Genomic DNA, 18,225 nt, shown 5'->3' on the forward strand with positions numbered 1-18,225 from the left:
CAACAACGACAACGACGGGTTTCACCGGTGGGAGCCGGTAACGGGTGCGAAGGAGGTGAGCGGCGAGATGGCCGATCGTGACGAACCGACCGGAGCGTTGGTCCGTCCATACGCCGTGACCCGTGGTCGCACCCGTCCCCGGCTCGACATCGCGCTGGAGGCGCTCGTCGAGACGACGGTGCGCGGCCGTACCGCTGCCAATGGCAACGGTGGTGGCCGCGAACACCAGTACATCGCCGCGCTGTGTGACGGACGCGTGCAATCGCTCGCAGAGATCGCGGCGCGGATGCAGCTCCCGCTCGGTGTGGCCCGGGTGCTCATCGCCGACATGGCGACGGACGGCCTGGTCGCGGTCCACGAGCCGACCATTTTGGACGACTCCGACGACGCGGTGGGCACTGAACTGCTGGAGAGGGTGCTGAGTGGACTTCGCAGGCTCTGACATGTCGCACCGCCCGCCGAACCCGAGCGGCCGCGTGACGTCGGCGAAGATCGTTATTGCCGGTGGATTCGGCGTCGGTAAGACGACGCTGGTCGGCTCGGTCTCGGAGATCACGCCGCTGACCACCGAGGCCATCATGACCTCCGCTGGCGTGGGCGTCGACGACACCCGGCAGGTGCCGGGCAAGACGACGACCACGGTGGCCATGGACTTCGGCCGGATCTCGATCGACCGTGACCTGATCCTGTACCTGTTCGGTACGCCGGGTCAGACCCGTTTCTGGTTCATGTGGGACGAACTGGTGCGGGGCGCGATCGGTGCGGTCGTGCTGGTGGACACTCGCCGGCTGGCCGACTGCTTCGCGGCGATCGACTTCTTCGAGCACCGACGCCTGCCGTACCTGGTGGCGATCAACTGCTTCGACGGGATGCAGTACCACGACCCGCAGGACGTCCGGGACGCCTTGGCGATCTCGAGCGACGTGCCGGTGGTGGCCTGCGACGCCCGTAACCGGGAGTCGACGAAGCACGTGCTGATCTCGCTGGTCGAGTACGTGCTGACCATGCGCCGTACGCGCGCCGTCGCCCCGGCCTGATCCGGGACGCCGCACGCCCCGGTGGTGGCTCCGGCCGCCACCGGGCGTAGCACCATGCCCGCTGCGCCGTCGTACGCCAGCGCGTCCGTCACGCCGCCTCCTGGACGATCGTGGAAGCTGCCGCATACGTGAGAGCGCCCTCAGTCAACTGACTGAGGGCGCTCTCACGTATGCACAAGGATCAGGACTGGTAGCCCGCCGAGCGGTACTCGTACTCCCGGTCGTCGTCGCGGTCCCCGTGGTCGCGGCTGAAGTCCCAGCCGCCGGCCGCCTCACGACCGGGCCGACCACCCACCGCGAAACCGCCGATCTCCTGGCCGCGACGCCAGCCACGGAAGTAGCCGGTCGTGTTCTCCGCGAGGCTTGCCGCATCACGCACTATCCGCAATGGGCGCTCCTCGCGCAGCGGCGAACCCGGCACCAGGTTGGCCTGCGGCACGCGCTTCGGCAGCCCGGCGTTGGTCTCGGCGCCCACCGCCGGGCGGGCGGCCTGCTCGGCGGCCTGCCAGCCGGTGTCGGCCGTGGTCGACCAGTCCAGGTCGGACTCCTCGGCCTGCCCGACGAACCAGGCCGACTTGGCCTGCGCGAAGATCAGCAGATCGCCGTCGCCCTCGTCGGCGACCGGCGGCGGCCGGTGCTCCATCGGCGGTGGCCGGTGCTCGACCGGGGGCGCCGGCCGGTGCTCGGCGGCACGCTCGGTGCGGGCGGCCGCGCGACCGTTGCGAGCGGCCTGCTCGCGGTCGACCAGGCGCAGCGGTGGCGTCTCCAGGTGCTGGTCCGCGGGAGGGTTGAGCCCCTCGCGCAGCGCCCGGTCGGCCAGCGGCGGCGGCTCCACCAGCCGCAGCATCGGCGGCTCCGGTGGCAGGTCGTCCGCCAACCACGGCGGGGTGACCCGACCGTCGGCCCGGCCTGGGTCGGTCGGGGCGTCGACACCGCGGCTGCCGCCGTACGAGTAGGCCACCGGGTTGTTCGGTGAGCTGTCGGACGGGTCCTCCGGGTTGTTGACCAGCGGCCAGTTGGCACGGGAGCCGGGCGGTGCGGCCTCCTGCCCGGGTCGGGGGGTCGGCACCGGAATGCTGAGATCGGTGGCGCTGAACCCGCCGGTAGGTGGCTCGTCGACCGGGCGTTGCAGGTGGCTCGGCCGGGGCTCGCCGTTGGTCTTGGGGCGGGGCGGAATGACCGTCCGCTGCCGTTCGGCCCGCGCGTTGTTGATCGCGGCAGTCGTCAGCGTCGGGCGGAAGGGCTCGCCGGCCTCGGCCGGAGGCACCATGCCCCGCTGTGCCGGCGCGATCGGGGTGATCCCGGGCGGCGGAGGCGGCGGCGAGGAGACGGGCCGGTTGGTCGGGCCGTCGATCCGGCTGGGAAGTGGTTCGCTGCGACTGGGCAGCGTGGAGGCCGGCGGACCAGCCATCGCCGCTGGCGTCATCGGCGCGGGTGCGACCGGTGGCGGCATGACCGGCGCCGGGGCGACCGGCGGTGGCCCGAGCGGGCGGGGCGACGCCAACGGCGCGTTACCGGGGACCGGCTCGGGACGGCTGCGCCGCCCGGCAGCGGGTGCCGGGTCGGCGGCCGGCGGGGTGGGTCGGACCGACCGCAAGCCGGCGTTGGCGCCGACGAGGCCGGTCATCCCGGCGTTGGTGCCGGCCAGGCCGGTCATCCCGGCGTTGGTGCCGGCCAGGCCGGTCAACTCGCCGACGGACTCGCCACGGCGGGCCGCAGCCCGGCGGCCGGGTGCCTGGACGGGCGTGCTGACCCGTGAGCTGAGCGCGCTGACCAGCGCCTCACACCCGGCGTCGCAGGCCCGTACGGAGGCGACGGCCTGGCGGACCGTCTCGGCCACCGCGGACGTGAGCGCCCGGTTGACCGCGGCCCGTCGGGGCGTCTCGGAGATGGCGACCCGCAGGGCGGTGACCGCCTCGTTGATCTCCTCGGCGTCGGCGACCCCGTCTGCGGCGAGGTGCGCGGCGATGGCATCCGCCGCGACCGAAACCTCGCGGCCCCGGGCCACCGTGCCACCGAGCATGCCCGGCTCGGGCAGGGCGTCCAGCACGGCCAGAGAGACCGGTTCGGCCGGGTCCGGGTAGGCGCGCAGGGCCGCCGGGTAGAGCTCCCGCAGAACCTCGCGCAGCGCCACGGCGGCGGAGTGCCGCCCACTGGCCAGAGCGGCGTGCGCGGAGAGCACCTGCTTGTAGCCGGCGAGGTCCCGGGGTGCCGGCAGGGTGACGGCGGAGAGTGCCCCCGCCTGCAACGCGCGGGCGAGGCCGACCGCCCGTCGTTCGGCCGGAGGCGACTGCATCTCCTCAAGAGAGTCGTCGTCGGCGAACCGCTCGGCGAAGTCGTCCACCGAGTCGTCGTCGGCGATCGCCAGGGGTCGCCCCGCCGCGCTCAGCAGCGAGATGACCGTGTGGTCGTCGCTGTCGGCGGCGATGGCCGCACCGCTCGGCCCGCCCGACCGCTCCACGAGCAGCGCGACGAGCTGGGCGTAGCCAGCGGCGTCATCGCTGATCTCGCAGACATGCAGCAGACGGCCTGCGTCGTCGACCACAGCGGACGTCAGCGTCGAACCGGCGGAGGCCGGTCGGTCAGCCGGATCCACCGAGGCCAGACCGCAGTAAACGCGCACGAGCGCCACGGCGTCGTCCTCCTCCCGGGACAGGTCTTTCCTCTGCCAGCAACTGATGCTCCCCGGTACGGGTCAGTCGCGCCAGTCCACCACCGCAGAGATCTTGCCGACAATGGTGCGCCAACCCAAACTTGCGGTCTGCGCACCGATCTTCTTCAGCCGTCGCCGACCCATGAACGCGCCGATCCCACCGTTGGCGGTGGCACGCAGCGCCTCGTCCAGGTCGTCGAGGCTGGAGCCGGCGGAGAGCATGTCGAGTACCGCAGGCAGCCGCAATGCGTACGAGAGGTCACGTGCGGCCTCGCCCGCCTCGATCAGCAGGGTCGAATCCCACGTGTCGTGCCCGCCGCGCAGGTTCTCCACGACCAGGTCGAGCTCGTAGGTGTCCTCCTCGAGCGGAGCGATATCTGCCGGCTCCACCCGTTCGGACAATTCATTCCAGCTGTCCAGTTGGGACAGATCGTTGGGCGCACCGGATCGGATGAAACTGACAAGCGACTCGGGGGTCTTGAACAGCAGCAGCTTGCCTCGGTTGCTGAGGAAGACCGGCACCTCCTCGTCGTCCGCCTCGTCCGTGACGGCCTCGTCCGACTCCTCGTCGGTGTCGGTGTCGGCGCCGTCCCGGCGGCGCTTCGACTCGTCGTCGTCCTCGGCGAACTCCTGGGCCAGCTCCTCGTCGAGGATGACGACGGTCTCGTCGTCCTCCTCCTCCTCGATCGCCTGGCGGCGGGCGAGGAACGGGTCGTCCTGGTCGCGCTCGGTCACGTCGGTCGGGGTCAGCGAGCTGGCCGGTCGGTACGCCCGGAGCGTGAAGCCGGTGCCGGCGGGCAGGGCGATCTCCACTGGGTCGATGCGCAGCTCGTCCCAGAGTGAACGGTCGATCGACGCCGTCGGGCGGTCGATCTCGGTCTCGTCTGGCTCGGCCGCGCCGGTGGTGTCGTCGAGCGCGGGCTCGTCGGCGTCGGGCCGTTGGGGCGACTGGCGGGCCACGCTGACCTCCGTGTGCTTCGGGTTGCCCACCCACCGGGGTCTCTGACCGGCGAGTGACTCTGGGCACATACCCTAGTCGGCGGCCCTGGGTGACCGATGCCCGCACCCCGGTGGCCGGTTGGCGCACGGGTCCGACCTGCTGGTCGTCACCGCTGGCGAAGCGGCGGTTCGACAAGTAGCGTAGCTACGCATGAAGGCCCAGGCGCTGCACGGCCATCTCGACGCTCTGCTGCTCGCCGTGCTCGAACAGGGCGCGCTGCACGGCTACGCGATCATCGAGGCGCTGCGCGCCCGCAGTGACGGCAATCTGGATCTGCCCACCGGCACCATCTATCCGGCGCTCCGTCGCCTGGAACGCGCCGGTCACGTGGCGAGCACCTGGAGCACTGTCAGCGGCCGGGAACGGCGGACGTACCAGCTCACCGACTCCGGCCGGCGGGCCCTGGCCGGGGAGCGGGCCGGTTGGCGCGAGTTCCAACTGACCGTCGGCCGGTTCCTCGACCCCGGCAGCCCGCCCACCCCGGCCTGACCCGCTCGGATCCGCCGCCGGTCAGCGGGTGGTGGCGAGCAGCCAGCCGCGCGCCGCGCGGGTCAGCGAGAAGTATCCGCCGCCCACCAACACCGCTCCGATGATCATCGGGGGCCAGTGTGCCGCCGCGTCCCAGAGGTTCAGCGACCAGGTGAAGAGGGCGCTGCCGGCCACCATGCCGAGGATCAGGACGCCGGTCAGGCCGGTGCCCACCGCACGTTGGGCCAGCGCCAGGCCCGGCCGGGGCGCCCGCGCGCTCGCCCAGACCACCAGCAGACCGGCCACCGAGAGCAGCAACGCGCTCATCCAGATCCAGTCGACCGAGTTGGAGAGCAGCAGGTAGCCGGCCGGGGGACGTGGGCCGCCACTCCAGCTCGACCCCCGCCAGGTCAGATCACCGGCGACCACCCCCACCCCGGCGATCGCCAGCATCCGCAGGGAGAGCCCACGCAGGGCGCCCACCGCCAGCTCGGCCTGCCAGGACGGGAGCACCTGCGCCGGTGAGCCGAACTCCACCACCGCCCGGCGCTGCGCCTCGGTGGGTGGCACCCCGCTCTCGCGGTACGCCTCGACGGCGTCCAGCAACCCGTGCCGGGCCTCGGTCAGCAGGTCGGACTTGAGTCGCGCCGGCCCCTGCAACCGAGCAGCCAGCTCCCGCAGGTGCTCGTCGACCATCACGTCCTCACCGCGCGCCATGGCACCACAGTGCCACGGAATCCCGCCGGTCGACGTCCGGGAGAACCCTGGTCCGCCCCCGAGTCGGGTCAGGGAGCGAGCGCCAGGTAACCCCGTTCGGCGGCGGCCTGGAGCAGCCACTGGTCCCGGTACCAGCCCGGGGCCGCGACCAACTCGGCGTGCCGCCCGCGCTGGATCACCCGGCCGCCGTCCAGGACCACGATCTCGTCCAGCTCGGCCAGCCCGCTGAGCCGGTGGCTGATCAGCAGCACCGAGTGCCCGGCGGGGGTGGCGGCGAGGGCGGACGCGAGCACCGCGTCCGCGGCGGTCGGGTCCAGACCTTCGGTGGGCTCGTCGAGCACCAGCACCGGCGGCGCGGCGAGCAGGGCACGGGCGAGCGCCAGCCGCTGCCGTTGCCCGCCGGAGAGCTGCCCGCCCTCCTCGCCGACCAGCGTGTCCCAGCCCGCCGGCTGGGCGCGGACCCAGTCCAGCAGGCCGGCGGCGGCGGTGGCGGCGGTCAGCTCCTCCTCGCCCGCCGCTGCCCCCCCGAGCAGCAGGTTCTCCCGCACCGTGGCATGGAAGACGTACGCCTCGGCCAGCAGCCCGCCGACCGCGCGGGGAAGCGCCTCCTCGGCGTACGTCGAGAGGTCGTGACCGTCCAGGGTGACCCGGCCGGACGCGGGCCGGACGGTGCCGGTCAGCACGGCGGCCACTGTGCTCTTGCCGGCGCCGCTCGGGCCGACGACAGCGATCCGGCGTCCCGCCGGCAGGTCCAGGCTGACCCCGTCCAGGGCGGGCGCCGCACCGGCCCGGTACCGCACTGTCACGTCGACGAAGCGCAGCTCGTGCGGACCGGTCAGGTCCGTTGGCCCGGTCGCAGGTGGCGCGGTCGGCGCGTCGGTGTCGAGCAGGTCGGCCACCCGGGTCAGGCCGGGCCGCAGCTGCGTCCACTGCCGGGCCGCCGCGACCAACGCCAGCGTCACCTCGACGGCGGCCAGTGTGCCGACGGCCAGGACGCCCACCAGCACCCCCGGCACGTCGGCGGCGAGCGCGACCAGCACCACAGCTGCGGCGGTCACGCCGGCGGCCAGCACGCCGGCCGCGTCCACGGCGAACCCGGTGGCGGCCAGTCGACGTTCCAGCCGGGCCAGCCGGTGGGCGCGCTGCTCGGCGGCGCGCAGCGTGACGTCGGTCGCCCCGAACGCGGCCAGGTCGGCGGCGCCGTGGGTGAGGTCGATCGCGTCGGAGGCCAGCGCGCCCCGCAGGGGGGCCACCTCGGCCGCGCTGCGGCGGGTGACAGCGGTGGCCAACGCGGGCAGCGCCACCCCGGCGACCAGCAGCCCGACGGCGAGCGCGCCGGCGGCCGGCGGTGAGATCAGCGCCGCCACGGCGACCGCCGACACACCGACCACTGCCGCCGCCGAAGCGGGCACCAGCACCCGCAGCAACAGGTCCTGGACGGCCTCCACGTCGGAGACCAGGCGACTCAGCACGTCCCCCGAGCGGTGCGCCGTGCTGCGGCGGGCCGCCAGGGTGGCGAAGACCCGGGCCCGGACGTCGGTGATCATGCGGAGCACCGCGTCGTGCCCGGCGAGCCGTTCGGTGTAGCGGAACACGCCCCGGCTGATCGCCAGCGCCCGGACCGCGACGATCGCCACTGTGAGGCGGTCCAGCGGAGGCTGACCGGCGGCGCTCATCAGCAGCCAGGTGGCGGTGGCCATCAGGGCGAGCCCGGCGAACTCGGTGGCGGCCGCCAGCAGCCCGGCTCCGACCAGGCGGCCCAGGTACGGCCGGGCCAGTCGCAGCACGGCCCGCTCGGCCGCAGCCCGCCCGGCCGGTGCCGCGTCGGCCACCGCCGGCCCCTCATCCCCGGTCATCGGGTGGCCTTCCCGGTCGGTTCGGGCGTCAACTCGGTGACCCGACCGTCCTCGATACGCAGGATCCGGTCGGCGTCGGCCAGCAACGCCGGTCGGTGCGCGACCAGCAGCGCCGTCCGCCCGGCGACCAGGCGACGGGTGGCGTCGAGCACCACCGCCTCGGCCGCCGTGTCGAGTCGGGCGGTGGGTTCGTCGAGCAGGACCACCGGTGCGGCACGCAGGAACGCCCGGGCCAGTGCCACCCGCTGCCGCTGCCCGCTGGACAGGCCGTGACCGCGCTCGCCGAGCACTGTGTCCAGCCCGTCGGGCAGGCCGGCCACCACGTCGTCCAGGGCGGCGTTGTGCACAGCGGCGGTGAGTGCGTCGGCCGGGGTGTCCGGCGCGCCGAGGCGGATGTTGTCGGCCAGCGAGGCGGCGAAGAGGTGCGCCCGCTGCGGCACCCAGGCGAGCTGCCGACGCCAGGCGTCCGGGTCGGCGGTGGCGAGGTCGACCCCGTCCACGGTGATCCGGCCGCTGGTCGGCACCACGAAGCCCAGCAGCAGGCCGAGCAGGGTGCTCTTGCCGGCGCCGCTGGGCCCGATGATGGCGATCCGCTCACCGGGCCGGATGGTCAGTGTCACGTCGCGCAGCGCTGTGGTCCGCTCGTACGCCACTGTCACCCCCTCGAACCGGATCTCGGCCCGCGCGTCCGGGACGGCGGCGCCCTCGGCGGCCCGGGGCGCGGTGGGTGCGGCGGAGACGGTCAACGCCTCGTCCAGCGCGGCCAGCCCTTCCATGCTGGCGTGGAAGCGGCTGCCGGCGGCCCGCAGCGGCAGGTACGCCTCCGGGGTCAGCAGCAGCACCAGCAGCGCGGTCTGCAGGGCCAGCCCGCCGCCGAGCAGGCGGATGCCGACCGGCACCGCGACCAGCGCCACCGAGAGGGTGGCGACCAACTCGAGGACCAGCGCGGAGAGGAACGCGATCCGCAGCGTCTTCATGGTGGCGACGCGGTGACCGTCGGCCATCCGGCGCACCACGTCGGTCTGCGCACGGGCCCGCCCGAACGCGCGCAGGGTGGGCAGCCCGGCGACCATGTCCAGGAAGTGCCCGCCGAGCAGTGCGAGCCGCCGCCACTGCCGTTCGGTGGCGGCCTGCGCCTGCCAGCCGAGCAGCGCTCCGAAGACCGGGATCAGCGGCAGGGTCAGCGCGATGATCACCGCTGAACTCCAGTCGGCGAAGACGACCCGCGCCAGCACCGCCAGGGGCACCGTCACGCTGAGCACCAGTTGCGGCAGGTAGCCGGTGAAGTATGCGTCCAGCGCGTCCAACCCACGCCCGGCCAGGGTGGCGATCTCACCGGCCCGCTGCCCGGCCACCCAGCCGGGCCCGTGCCGGCCCACAGCGCCGAGCAGGTCGGCCCGCAGCGTGGCCTTGACCGTGGCGGCGACCCGCGCCGAGACCGTGCCCTGTGCCCAGACCACTGCCGAGCGGGCGGCGACCGCGACCACGAAGCCGGCCAGCGCCGGTCGATCAAGCCGGCCGTCGATCGCGGTGGCCAGCAGCGACGCGAGCGCGGTGGCCTGCGCCACGATCAACCCGGCGGCCAGCACCCCCAGGAGCGCGAGCACGGCAAGACCGCCCCGGGCCGCAGGGACCCGGCGCAGCAGACGCCTGTCGAACGGACGGCGGCTCACCAGTACACCGGTGCCCTACCGTCGGTCCGTCCTCGGAAAACCCACCAGCACATCGCCTGGAAGCCTAGTAGGGCCGGAAGTAGCGGCAGCGCCACCCAGCCCAGTAGCCGCAGTGTCGGCGCGCTGGCGGCGGCGTCGGCCACCCGCAGTGAGGCGTCCGGGTCGGTCGTGGACACCAGAACGTAGGGCCAGAGAGCGGCTCCGACCAGCACCACCGGCAGCGCCAGGGCCGCGCCGGTGGCGACCAGAGCCCACCCTGGCCGCCGCCGGGTCAGCGCCGCGCGGGCCGCCAGCAGCGCCGCCACGAGCAGCACCGGCAGGAGTACGGCCACCGCCGGCCGCTGCACGGCGTCGCGTACCCGGGCGGAGAGCAGGCCCACGACGGTGGCCAGGGCGACCGCTGTGAGCGCCACCGGGACCAGCCGGCGGGCCGTGTGGCCGACCGCGGCGGCGGCCTCGGCCGACAGCCGCACTGTGAGAAAGGTCGCCCCGTGCACGGCGACCACTGTGACCATGGCCAGCCCGGCGGCGGCCGCGAAGGGGGTGGCCAGGTGCGTCACCCCGGCGACGTGCCCGTCGACCTGCAGCGGTACGCCCTGCAACAGCGCGGCGAGCAGCGCACCCCAGCCCAGCGCGGCAAGGGCGCTACCGATCACCACGACGCGGTCCCAGCGGGCACGGATCCGCTCGTGGCTGGGTCGGCTGCGCAGCTGCACCCCGACGGTGACCAGGATGACGCCGACCAGGGCGCCGACGACGACCGGATAGCAGCCGGCGAGCAACTCGCCCTCCAGGAGGGGGAACGCGCCGAAGAGGATGCCCATGGCGGCCACCAGCCAGACCTCGTTGCCGAGGAAGAACGGGCCGAGCGCGGTGAGCGCCTCCCGCCGCCCGGCCGGGCCGACGCCGCGGGCGAGCAGCAGCCCGACGCCGTAGTCGTAGCCGGCGAGCACCAGGTAGCTGGCGAAGAAGAGACCGAGCAGGGCGTACCAGGCGAGGTCCACTGTCTACTCCTCAGACGAGGGCGGGTTCGGGGTGGGCCGGCTCGCTGGGCGGTGCCGGTGGGCGGCCGAGCGCCGGGTCGGCCGCGCCGCGCCGGGCGTGCCGGGCGAGCAGCACCCAGTTGGTGACGGCGAGGGTGCCCAGCAGCAGGCTGAACCCGATCAGCGAGGTGAGCATCAGCGGTGCGCTGACCGGGGAGACGGCCTGCTCGGTGGGAAGCAGCCCGTACGCCACCCAGGGTTGACGGCCGACCTCCCGGGAGATCCAGCCGAGGATCACCGCGATGAACGGCAGCGGCAGGGCGAGCAGGATCAGCCAGAGCGGGAAGCGCAGTCGGATGATCCAGTCCCGGAAGAGCAGGGGCAGCAGGAGCCAGACGCAGCCGAGGGTGAAGCCGATCAGGATCATGAAGCCCAACCCGACGCTGGCCAGCACCGGAGGGGTGTAGTCGCCGGGGCCGAACCGGGTGGTCCACTCGGCGATCAGCGCCTGGCTCTCCAGGCTGTCGCCGCCGAACTTGGTCGGCTGCACCGAGCCCACCGGGCCGAACTGGGCGAAACCGAAGCCCTGCACCATCGTGATGGCCAGTGCCGCGGTGACCAGGCCGATCCGCAGCGAGGTGCGGAAGAGCGCGAAGTCCGGGGTACGCCGGATCAGGTGCCCGGCACTGACCGCCGCCATCAGCATCCCGCCGACCAGCAGCGCCGCCGAGACCACGTGCCCGAAGGCCATGCCGAGGCTGGGGTTGGTGAGCAGCGCGCCGAAGTCGGTGAGGTGGGCGATCCCGTCGCGGACCTCGTACCCGACCGGGTTCTGGAGCCAGGAGTTGGCCACCATGATCCAGAACGCCGAGGCGTACGCGGTGATCGCCACGCCCCAGAGCAGCGCGAGGTGGACGCGCTTGCCGAGCCGGTGCCAGCCGAAGATCCACATCCCGAGGAACGTGGACTCCAGGAAGAACGCCACAAGCGTCTCGATGGCCAGGGGCGCCCCGAAGACATTGCCGACGTAGCGCGACAGCCCACTCCAGTTCAGCCCGAACTGGAACTCCATCACGATCCCGGTGGCGATGCCGAGCACGTAGTTGATCACGTAGAGCTGGCCCCAGTAGCGGGTCAGCCGCTCCCACTTCGGGTTGCCGGTGAGCACCCAGGCGGTCTGCATGCCGACCAGCAGGGTGACCAGCCCGAGCGTGACGACGACGAACAGGAAGTGGATCGACGTGGTGGTGGCGAACTGCAGGCGGGCGAGGAGCAGGGTGTCCATGACCAGCCCTCCATAGCGTTGGCAGCCTTGTCGTAGTCACCCTACACGTAGCTTGCCTACCGGTAGAAGCTACTACGCCCTGTCGTAGACAACTCTACTACGTCATGTAGTAACTGGGGGAGATCGCGCTCGATCCTGGATGTAGTGGCCTCGCGGCCCCGGGTTGCCCCTCGATCCGGGATCGAGCGCGATCTTGCGAGGGGGTGCGGGCGCGCGGGGCAGCGCATGTCGCGCGGTAGTGCCCGCCTGGGCTCAGTGGCGCCGTACGGGCGTCAGCTCAGGAAGAGGGTCACCGGGAGGGCGACCAGCGTGGTGGCGACCGCGAGGGCGGTGGCGCCCAGCACCCGGGGCGGCCGGTCGCTGACCAGCAGGCGCTGCACCCGTACGTCAAGATCCCGGTCGCCCATGCCGAGCGCGCCGGCCGGGGTGATCCGGTGCCCGGCGGCGGCGAACCGGCGTAGCGCCCCCGCCAGCGGGGCCTCGGCGTGCAGTTCGCGGGCCTTGTCGTCGGCGCGCATCTCGACCAGCAGGGCGACCCGCTCGTGCGCGTCGCGCACCCAGCCGAACCACGGCAGCGCCCGGCACAGCGCGGTGAACGGCAGCAGCACCAGGTCGTGCCGCTCGTGGGCGTGCGCACGCTCGTGACTGAGAACCGCGGCCAGCTCGGCCCGGTCCAGCAGGCTCAGGGTGCCGGCGCTGACCACCACCTGCGGCTTCACGCCCGGCAGGCAGTACGCGGCGGCGCTCGGATGATCCAGCACCAGCGCGCCCGGCGCGGCCGGGTCGTTCCGGGCGACCAGGGAGAGCAGGTCCCGGTGGCGACGCTGCGCGCGTACGGTGCCGTGGATGCTGCGCACTGTCGTCGTGACCAGCACCGCTCCGATGCCGAAGCCCACGCCGACGCCGGCCAGGTGGAACGTGCCCACCCCGATCGGCAGGGCGCCGTGGGCGAGGTCGTTGGCCAGGGCGAGCAGTGCGCTACCTGTCGGCCGGTCGTACGCGCTCAGCCCGAGCGCCATCGGCAGGCCCATCGCCGAGAGGCCCAACGCCAGCCCGACGGCCTGCCAGCAGACGATCGCCACCCGGGGGCTGCGCCACGTCCAGGTGGAGCGGGCCAACACCTGGGCGGTCAGATAGCAGGCCAGCATCGTGGCGGCGAAGTGCACGGCGTAGGCCATGGTGTGCGCCCTACCGCTCCGCTGCTTCGCCGGCGGGTCGTCGGCCCGTCGGCCCGTCCACCCGATCGGTCAGGGTGTCGGCCCCGCCCGCGTCGCCGGTGGAGCCCGGCCCGGTCAGGCCGGCCTCGCTGCCCAGGGCTGCTCGCAGCACCTCGGCCTCGGTGCCGGTCACCGAGCGGGCGAACCGCACCAGCGCGGCGTCCCGGCTGCCACCCAGGTCGAGGGCGTCGAGCATGAGTTGGGCGATGTGCGCCTCGCGGCTGGCCGCCGGACGGTACCGCCAGGCCCGGCCCTCGCGCTCCCGCTGCACCATGCCCTTGCCGGCGAGCCGGTCCAGCACTGTCATCACTGTGGTGTACGCCAGCTCACGGCCATCGAGCGCGTCGGCCACCTCGCGCACGGTCACCCCGTCCGACGTGCCGGGAACCACGTCCCACAGCACGTCCATCACCGCACGCTCAAGATCGCCCAACCGAGTCACGAACCAATCCTACCCCCGGTAGTAGACCCGACGGGCCGGGCCCACGTCAGGTTTCCGGGGGAGCCCGCCCGCGCAGGGATCAAGCCTGACCGCCCGGAGCGGGTGGGGCTCCCCCGAAATTCCCAAAGGCCGGGAACGATCACACCCCCTTGGGGTGCCACACCGTCTTCGTCTCCAACAGTGCGGTCATCGGCGCCACCCCCGGGTCACCGGTCCAGTCGTGGTCGGCCTGGGCCGGTCGGAGCACCCGCTTGAGGTTCTCCGCCGCCTTGACCTCCAGGTCGGTGGCGAACGCGGCGTCGGTGACCCCGGTCAGGTCGATCGCGTTGACGTCCATGTGCGCGGCCAACGTCGGCGCGGTCTCGGTGATCGCGCCGGTGAGGATGTTGACCACACCGCCGGGCAGGTCGGAGGTGGCCAGCACCTCGGCCAGCGTCACCGCCGCCAGCGGCTCGCTCGGGGAGGCCGCCACCACCACCGTGTTGCCGGTGACGATCGCCGGGGCGATCACGCTGACCAGGCCGAGCAGGGCCGGGCGCTCCGGGGCGACCACAGCGACCACGCCGGTCGGCTCGGGCGCGGAGATGTTGAAGTACGGACCGGCGACCGGGTTCGCGCCGCCGTACACCTGGGCGAGCTTGTCGGCCCAGCCGGCGTACCAGACCCAGCGGTCGACAGCGGCGTCCACCTCGTCGCCGGGGATGCCCAGGGCGACGAACTGTTCGCGGCGGCCCTCCAGCATCTCGGCGGCCCGGTAGAGGATCTGACCCCTGTTGTACGCGGTCGCGCCGGCCCAGCCCTTGACGGCGGCGCGGGCGGCGACCACCGCGTCCCGGGCGTCCTTGCGGGAGGCCAGTGACACATTCGAGGACTGCACGAGATACGACCGTCCCGACTCGCTGCGCGGGAACTTCCCGCCGATGAAGAGCTTGTACGTCTTGCGTACCGCGACCCGCTCAGACATTGAGGTAGCCCTCCAGCCCGTGCCGGCCGCCCTCGCGACCGTAGCCCGACTCCTTGTACCCACCGAACGGCGAGGTGGGGTCGAACTTGTTGAAGGTGTTGGCCCAGACGACGCCGGCGCGCAGCCGGTCGGCCATCCACAGGATCCGGGAGCCCTTGTCGGTCCAGATCCCGGCCGACAGCCCGTACGGCGTGTTGTTGGCCTTCTCCACGGCCTCGGCCGGGGTGCGGAAGGTGAGCACCGACAGCACCGGGCCGAAGATCTCCTCGCGGGCGATCCGGTGTGCCTGGGTGACACCGGTGAAGATGGTCGGCGCGAACCAGAAGCCCCGGTCGGGCAGGTCGCACGGCGGTGACCAGCGCTCGGCGCCCTCGGCCGAGCCGGCGTCGGACAGTTCGCGGATCCGCTCCAGTTGGGCTGCCGAGTTGATCGCGCCGACGTCGGTGTTCTTGTCCAGCGGGTCGCCGACCCGGAGCTGGGCCATCCGTCGCTTCAGCGACTCCAGCACCCGGTCGGCCACGTTCTCCTGGATGAGCAGTCGGGAGCCGGCGCAGCAGACGTGCCCCTGGTTGAAGAAGATGCCGTTGACGATGCCCTCGACCGCCTGGTCGATGGGGGCGTCGTCGAAGACGATGTTGGCGGCCTTGCCGCCCAGCTCCAGGGTGAGCTTCTTGCGGGTGCCGGCGATCGACCTGGCGATGGCCCGGCCGACGTCGGTGGAGCCGGTGAACGCGACCTTGTCCACGCCGGGGTGCTCGACCAGCGCGCGACCGGTGTCGCCGGCGCCGGTGAGGATGTTGACCACACCGGCGGGCAGCTCGGCCTGCTGGCAGATCTCGGCGAAGAGCAGCGCGGTCAGCGGGGTGGTCTCGGCCGGCTTCAGCACCACGGTGTTGCCCGCGGCGAGCGCCGGGGCGATCTTCCAGGCCAGCATGAGCAGCGGGAAGTTCCACGGGATGACCTGTGCGGCCACGCCGACGGGTCGCGGGTTCGGGCCGAAGCCAGCATGACCGAGCTTGTCGGCCCAGCCCGCGTAGTAGAAGAAGTGCGCCGCGACCAGCGGCAGGTCGACGTCGCGGGATTCGCGGATCGGCTTGCCGTTGTCCAGCGATTCCAGGACGGCCAGCTCGCGGGAGCGCTCCTGGATGAGCCGGGCGATCCGGTACAGGTACTTCGCCCGGTCCCGGCCCGACATCGGGCCCCAGACCTTGTCGTACGCCTTCCGGGCGGCGCGGACCGCGCGTTCCACGTCCTGGGCACCGGCCTCGGCGACCTCGGCAAGCACCTCCTCGGAGGCGGGGTTGATGGACTTGAAGCTGCCACCGTCGGTCGGGTCGACGAACGTGCCGTCGATGAACAGCCCGTACGAGGGTTTGAGGTCCACCACCGAGCGGGACTCGGGGGCGGGGGCGTATTCGAACATCGGCTATCAGTCCAGGGTGAAGTAGTCGGGACCGGAGTAGGTGCCGGTCGTCAGCTTGGTGCGCTGCATCAGCAGGTCGTTGAGCAGGCTGGACGCGCCGAAGCGGAACCAGTCCGGGTCGAGCCAGTCCGGGCCGACGGTCTCGTTGACCATCACCAGGTACTTGATCGCGTCCTTGGTGGTCTTGATGCCACCGGCGGGCTTCACGCCCACCTGACGCCCGGTCGCCTCGCGGAAGTCGCGGACCGCTTCCAGCATGACCAGGGTCACCGGCATCGTCGCCGCGACCGGGACCTTGCCGGTGGAGGTCTTGATGAAGTCGCCGCCGGCCAGCATGGCCAGCCAGGAGGCCCGCCGGACGTTGTCGTAGGTGGCCAGCTCGCCGGTCTCCAGGATCACCTTGAGGTGGGCATCCCCGGAGGCTTCCTTGGTGGCCACGATCTCGTCGTAGACCTCCTTGTAGCGCCCGGCCAGGAACGCGCCCCGGTTGATCACCATGTCGATCTCGTCGGCGCCTGCCGCGACGGCGGCCCGGGTGTCGGCCAGCTTGATCTCCAACGGCGCCTGACCCGACGGGAACGCTGTCGCCACGCTGGCCAGGTGCACGGCAGACCCGCGCAGCACCTCCGCCACGTGGGGGACCATCGCCGGGTAGACGCAGACCGCGCCGACGTGCGGGCAGGACGGGTCGGCCGGGTCCGGACGAAGGGCCTTCGCGGCGAGTGCGCGCACCTTGCCCGGGGTGTCCGCCCCTTCCAGGGTGGTCAGGTCGACCATCCGAATCGCCAGATCGATCGCCTGGGCCTTGGCGGTGGTCTTGATGGAGCGGGTGCCGAGCTGTGCCGCCCGCTGCTCCGCGCCGACCTGGTCCACGCCCGGCAGGCCGTGCAGGAAGGTCCGCAGAGCGGTCTCGGATCGTCCCAGCTCGGAGAGCTCCGACCGGGCCGACGTCGTTGTCGCCGTCATGCCGGGAAGTCTACGCACCGCACCGCCGAGTGATCTTGCTCACGAGCGCTCGGTAACCTGCCGACGTGAGCGGCGTCCCTGGTCCGACCGCACCCGCACCGCCACGCGGTACGGACCGGTAGGTTGAGCGATCGTGGACGTACACGTCATTGACCACCCGCTGGCCCAGTCCAGGTTGACTGCCATGCGGGACGCGCGCACCGATTCCTCGACGTTCCGGGCGGCGCTGCACGAACTGACCACCATGCTGGTGTACGAGGCGGCGCGCACCTTCCCCGTCGAGCGGTACCCGGTGCAGACGCCGGTCACCGGCACCGAGGGCACCCGACTGGCCAACCCACCGCTGCTGGTCCCGGTGCTGCGCGCCGGCCTGGGCATGGCGGACGCCGCGTTGGGCCTTCTGCCCGAGTCGTCGATGGGTTTCGTGGGCCTGGCCCGCGACGAGGTGACCTACGAGCCCCGCGCGTACATGGAATCGCTGCCGCGTGACCTGACCGGGCTGCCGGTGCTGGTGCTCGACCCGATGCTGGCCACCGGTGGTTCGCTGGAGCACTCCTGTCGGCTGCTGGCCGATCGGGGCTGCACCGACATCACAGTGCTCTGCGTGCTCGCCGCCCCGGTCGGCATCGACCGACTGAAGCGCTCCGGCCTGCCGTTGCGCCTGGTCACGGCCTCGATCGACGAGGGGCTCAACGACAGCATGTTCATCGTCCCCGGCCTCGGCGACGCCGGCGACCGTCAGTTCGGTGGCATGCCCCGCTTCTGAGGGGACACCCGGTCGGTGCCGGGTCCGGCGGGTCCGTGCGCGCGGTGCGTGGACCCGCTACCGTCTCCGGCCATGACTGGTGTTGCGCTCGCCGAGGAGCTGCTGCTCCTCGCCTACGACGACACGACCGGCAAGGCGACCATGCCACGGATCAGCCTGGACCTGGGCATGGCCGCCGCGGTGCTGGTCGAGCTGGCTCTGGCCGGCCGGATCGCGTACGCCGACGGGTCCCTGACGGTGATCGACCCGACGCCGACCGGCGAGCCGTTCAGCGACGATGTCCTCAGCCGGATCACCGCCGACACCCCGCACACCCCGGCGTCCTGGGTGCAGCGTCTGCGGCACGGCCTGCGCGACCGGATCCTCGCCGACCTGTGCCGGCAGGGCGTCGTCCGGGACGTCGACGAGACCGAGCTGGGCTTCATCCACGTGCACCGCTACCCGGTCGTGGACACCTCCGTCGAGGCGGAGACGCGGCAGCGGCTGGCCGAGGCGCTGACCGGCGCGGCAGCCCCGGACGAGCGGACCGCCGCGCTGGCCACCCTGGTCGTGGTGCTCCGGATGGAGTCCGCGCTCGGGGTGAGCGGCGAGGCCGCCGCCGACGCCCGCCGCCGGTTGACGGAGATCGCCACCGGCGCCGGGTTCTCCGGCGAGGTGAGCACCGACGACTCGGTGGTCCGCCCGTCGGTCGGCCTGGTCGTCGCCGCCCTGGCCAAGGCCGTCGACCAGGCCCTCGGCCCGCGCCGCTGACCCGCGCGCGACGGTCGTCTGAAGT

The 18,225-nt window shown here is 72.8% G+C and carries 17 protein-coding genes; 5 read left to right on the forward strand and 12 right to left on the reverse strand.

From position 1 onward, the window contains the following. Positions 1-67: 67 nt before the first annotated feature. Complete coding sequence (locus ABZS40_RS02230; RefSeq protein ID WP_124820399.1) at positions 68-442, forward strand: DUF742 domain-containing protein; 375 nt, start codon at positions 68-70, stop codon at positions 440-442. A 1-nt stretch (position 443) separates the two neighbouring features. Beyond that, on the forward strand, positions 444-1,037 hold the full coding sequence (locus ABZS40_RS02235) for an ATP/GTP-binding protein (protein WP_007455465.1): 594 nt from the start codon (positions 444-446) through the stop codon (positions 1,035-1,037). Between the two features lie 181 nt (positions 1,038-1,218). Here ABZS40_RS02235 and ABZS40_RS02240 read toward each other — a convergent pair whose 3' ends face one another. Both ABZS40_RS02240 and ABZS40_RS02245 read right to left on the reverse strand, forming a co-directional pair. Beyond that, a complete protein-coding gene (locus tag ABZS40_RS02240) occupies positions 1,219-3,693 on the reverse strand; it encodes a transposase (protein WP_354941578.1) in 2,475 nt (824 codons plus the stop codon). Positions 3,694-3,732: 39 nt separating this feature from the next. Then, positions 3,733-4,680 carry a DNA primase gene (locus tag ABZS40_RS02245; RefSeq protein WP_354940982.1) on the reverse strand — a complete coding sequence of 316 codons (948 nt, stop codon included), beginning with the start codon at positions 4,678-4,680 and terminating at the stop codon, positions 3,733-3,735. 160 nt (positions 4,681-4,840) lie between these two features. Here ABZS40_RS02245 and ABZS40_RS02250 point away from each other — a divergent pair, with 160 nt between their 5' ends. Further along, entirely contained in the window at positions 4,841-5,179 is a 339-nt protein-coding gene (locus tag ABZS40_RS02250; RefSeq protein WP_112680778.1) for a helix-turn-helix transcriptional regulator, read from the forward strand. A 21-nt stretch (positions 5,180-5,200) separates the two neighbouring features. Here ABZS40_RS02250 and ABZS40_RS02255 read toward each other — a convergent pair whose 3' ends face one another. The 10 genes from ABZS40_RS02255 to deoC form a co-directional block, all read right to left on the reverse strand. Further along, a complete protein-coding gene (locus ABZS40_RS02255; RefSeq protein WP_354940985.1) occupies positions 5,201-5,875 on the reverse strand; it encodes a permease prefix domain 1-containing protein in 675 nt (224 codons plus the stop codon). Between the two features lie 68 nt (positions 5,876-5,943). After that, positions 5,944-7,731 (reverse strand): thiol reductant ABC exporter subunit CydC, encoded by a 1,788-nt coding sequence (cydC, locus tag ABZS40_RS02260; protein ID WP_354940988.1) that lies wholly within the window; start codon positions 7,729-7,731, stop codon positions 5,944-5,946. Continuing rightward, positions 7,728-9,404, reverse strand: coding sequence for a thiol reductant ABC exporter subunit CydD (gene cydD / locus ABZS40_RS02265; RefSeq protein ID WP_354940991.1), 1,677 nt, complete (start codon positions 9,402-9,404; stop codon positions 7,728-7,730). The genes cydC and cydD overlap by 4 nt, the downstream gene beginning before the upstream one ends. After that, positions 9,401-10,408, reverse strand: coding sequence for a cytochrome d ubiquinol oxidase subunit II (locus ABZS40_RS02270; RefSeq protein WP_354940994.1), 1,008 nt, complete (start codon positions 10,406-10,408; stop codon positions 9,401-9,403). The genes cydD and ABZS40_RS02270 overlap by 4 nt, the downstream gene beginning before the upstream one ends. Before the next feature lie 10 nt (positions 10,409-10,418). Further along, positions 10,419-11,672: a cytochrome ubiquinol oxidase subunit I gene (locus ABZS40_RS02275; protein WP_354940997.1), complete on the reverse strand. Its 1,254-nt coding sequence runs from the start codon at positions 11,670-11,672 to the stop codon at positions 10,419-10,421. Between the two features lie 272 nt (positions 11,673-11,944). Next, on the reverse strand, positions 11,945-12,850 hold the full coding sequence (locus ABZS40_RS02280; RefSeq protein WP_112624284.1) for a M56 family metallopeptidase: 906 nt from the start codon (positions 12,848-12,850) through the stop codon (positions 11,945-11,947). A 10-nt stretch (positions 12,851-12,860) separates the two neighbouring features. Further along, positions 12,861-13,331, reverse strand: coding sequence for a BlaI/MecI/CopY family transcriptional regulator (locus ABZS40_RS02285; RefSeq protein ID WP_354941000.1), 471 nt, complete (start codon positions 13,329-13,331; stop codon positions 12,861-12,863). A 139-nt stretch (positions 13,332-13,470) separates the two neighbouring features. After that, positions 13,471-14,295 carry an aldehyde dehydrogenase family protein gene (locus tag ABZS40_RS02290; RefSeq protein ID WP_354941003.1) on the reverse strand — a complete coding sequence of 275 codons (825 nt, stop codon included), beginning with the start codon at positions 14,293-14,295 and terminating at the stop codon, positions 13,471-13,473. Next, on the reverse strand, positions 14,288-15,718 hold the full coding sequence (locus ABZS40_RS02295; RefSeq protein WP_354941006.1) for an aldehyde dehydrogenase family protein: 1,431 nt from the start codon (positions 15,716-15,718) through the stop codon (positions 14,288-14,290). The genes ABZS40_RS02290 and ABZS40_RS02295 overlap by 8 nt, the downstream gene beginning before the upstream one ends. A 6-nt stretch (positions 15,719-15,724) precedes the next feature. Continuing rightward, positions 15,725-16,684: a deoxyribose-phosphate aldolase gene (gene deoC, locus ABZS40_RS02300; protein WP_354941009.1), complete on the reverse strand. Its 960-nt coding sequence runs from the start codon at positions 16,682-16,684 to the stop codon at positions 15,725-15,727. A gap of 133 nt (positions 16,685-16,817) precedes the next feature. Between deoC and upp the strand changes: the two genes are divergently transcribed. Both upp and ABZS40_RS02310 read left to right on the forward strand, forming a co-directional pair. Continuing rightward, positions 16,818-17,450 (forward strand): uracil phosphoribosyltransferase, encoded by a 633-nt coding sequence (upp, locus tag ABZS40_RS02305; protein WP_354941012.1) that lies wholly within the window; start codon positions 16,818-16,820, stop codon positions 17,448-17,450. A gap of 72 nt (positions 17,451-17,522) precedes the next feature. Then, positions 17,523-18,200, forward strand: a complete 678-nt coding sequence (locus ABZS40_RS02310) for a GPP34 family phosphoprotein (protein WP_238679674.1) — start codon at positions 17,523-17,525, stop codon at positions 18,198-18,200. Positions 18,201-18,225 lie beyond the last annotated feature (25 nt).

Origin of the sequence: Micromonospora sp. NPDC005324 (assembly GCF_040607155.1) — a bacterium.
GTDB lineage: Bacteria > Actinomycetota > Actinomycetes > Mycobacteriales > Micromonosporaceae > Micromonospora > Micromonospora trifolii.

What these genes read in the sequence shown, in the direction of transcription:
- ABZS40_RS02230 (WP_124820399.1), top strand. Translation starts at nt 68, where the DNA reads ATGGCCGATCGTGACGAACCGACCGGAGCGTTGGTCCGTCCATACGCC.
- ABZS40_RS02235 (WP_007455465.1), top strand. Translation starts at nt 444, where the DNA reads ATGTCGCACCGCCCGCCGAACCCGAGCGGCCGCGTGACGTCGGCGAAG.
- ABZS40_RS02250 (WP_112680778.1), top strand. Translation starts at nt 4,841, where the DNA reads ATGAAGGCCCAGGCGCTGCACGGCCATCTCGACGCTCTGCTGCTCGCC.
- ABZS40_RS02255 (WP_354940985.1), bottom strand. Translation starts at nt 5,875, where the DNA reads ATGGCGCGCGGTGAGGACGTGATGGTCGACGAGCACCTGCGGGAGCTG.
- cydC (WP_354940988.1), bottom strand. Translation starts at nt 7,731, where the DNA reads ATGACCGGGGATGAGGGGCCGGCGGTGGCCGACGCGGCACCGGCCGGG.
- ABZS40_RS02275 (WP_354940997.1), bottom strand. Translation starts at nt 11,672, where the DNA reads ATGGACACCCTGCTCCTCGCCCGCCTGCAGTTCGCCACCACCACGTCG.
- ABZS40_RS02280 (WP_112624284.1), bottom strand. Translation starts at nt 12,850, where the DNA reads ATGGCCTACGCCGTGCACTTCGCCGCCACGATGCTGGCCTGCTATCTG.
- ABZS40_RS02290 (WP_354941003.1), bottom strand. Translation starts at nt 14,295, where the DNA reads ATGTCTGAGCGGGTCGCGGTACGCAAGACGTACAAGCTCTTCATCGGC.
- ABZS40_RS02295 (WP_354941006.1), bottom strand. Translation starts at nt 15,718, where the DNA reads ATGTTCGAATACGCCCCCGCCCCCGAGTCCCGCTCGGTGGTGGACCTC.
- deoC (WP_354941009.1), bottom strand. Translation starts at nt 16,684, where the DNA reads ATGACGGCGACAACGACGTCGGCCCGGTCGGAGCTCTCCGAGCTGGGA.
- ABZS40_RS02310 (WP_238679674.1), top strand. Translation starts at nt 17,523, where the DNA reads ATGACTGGTGTTGCGCTCGCCGAGGAGCTGCTGCTCCTCGCCTACGAC.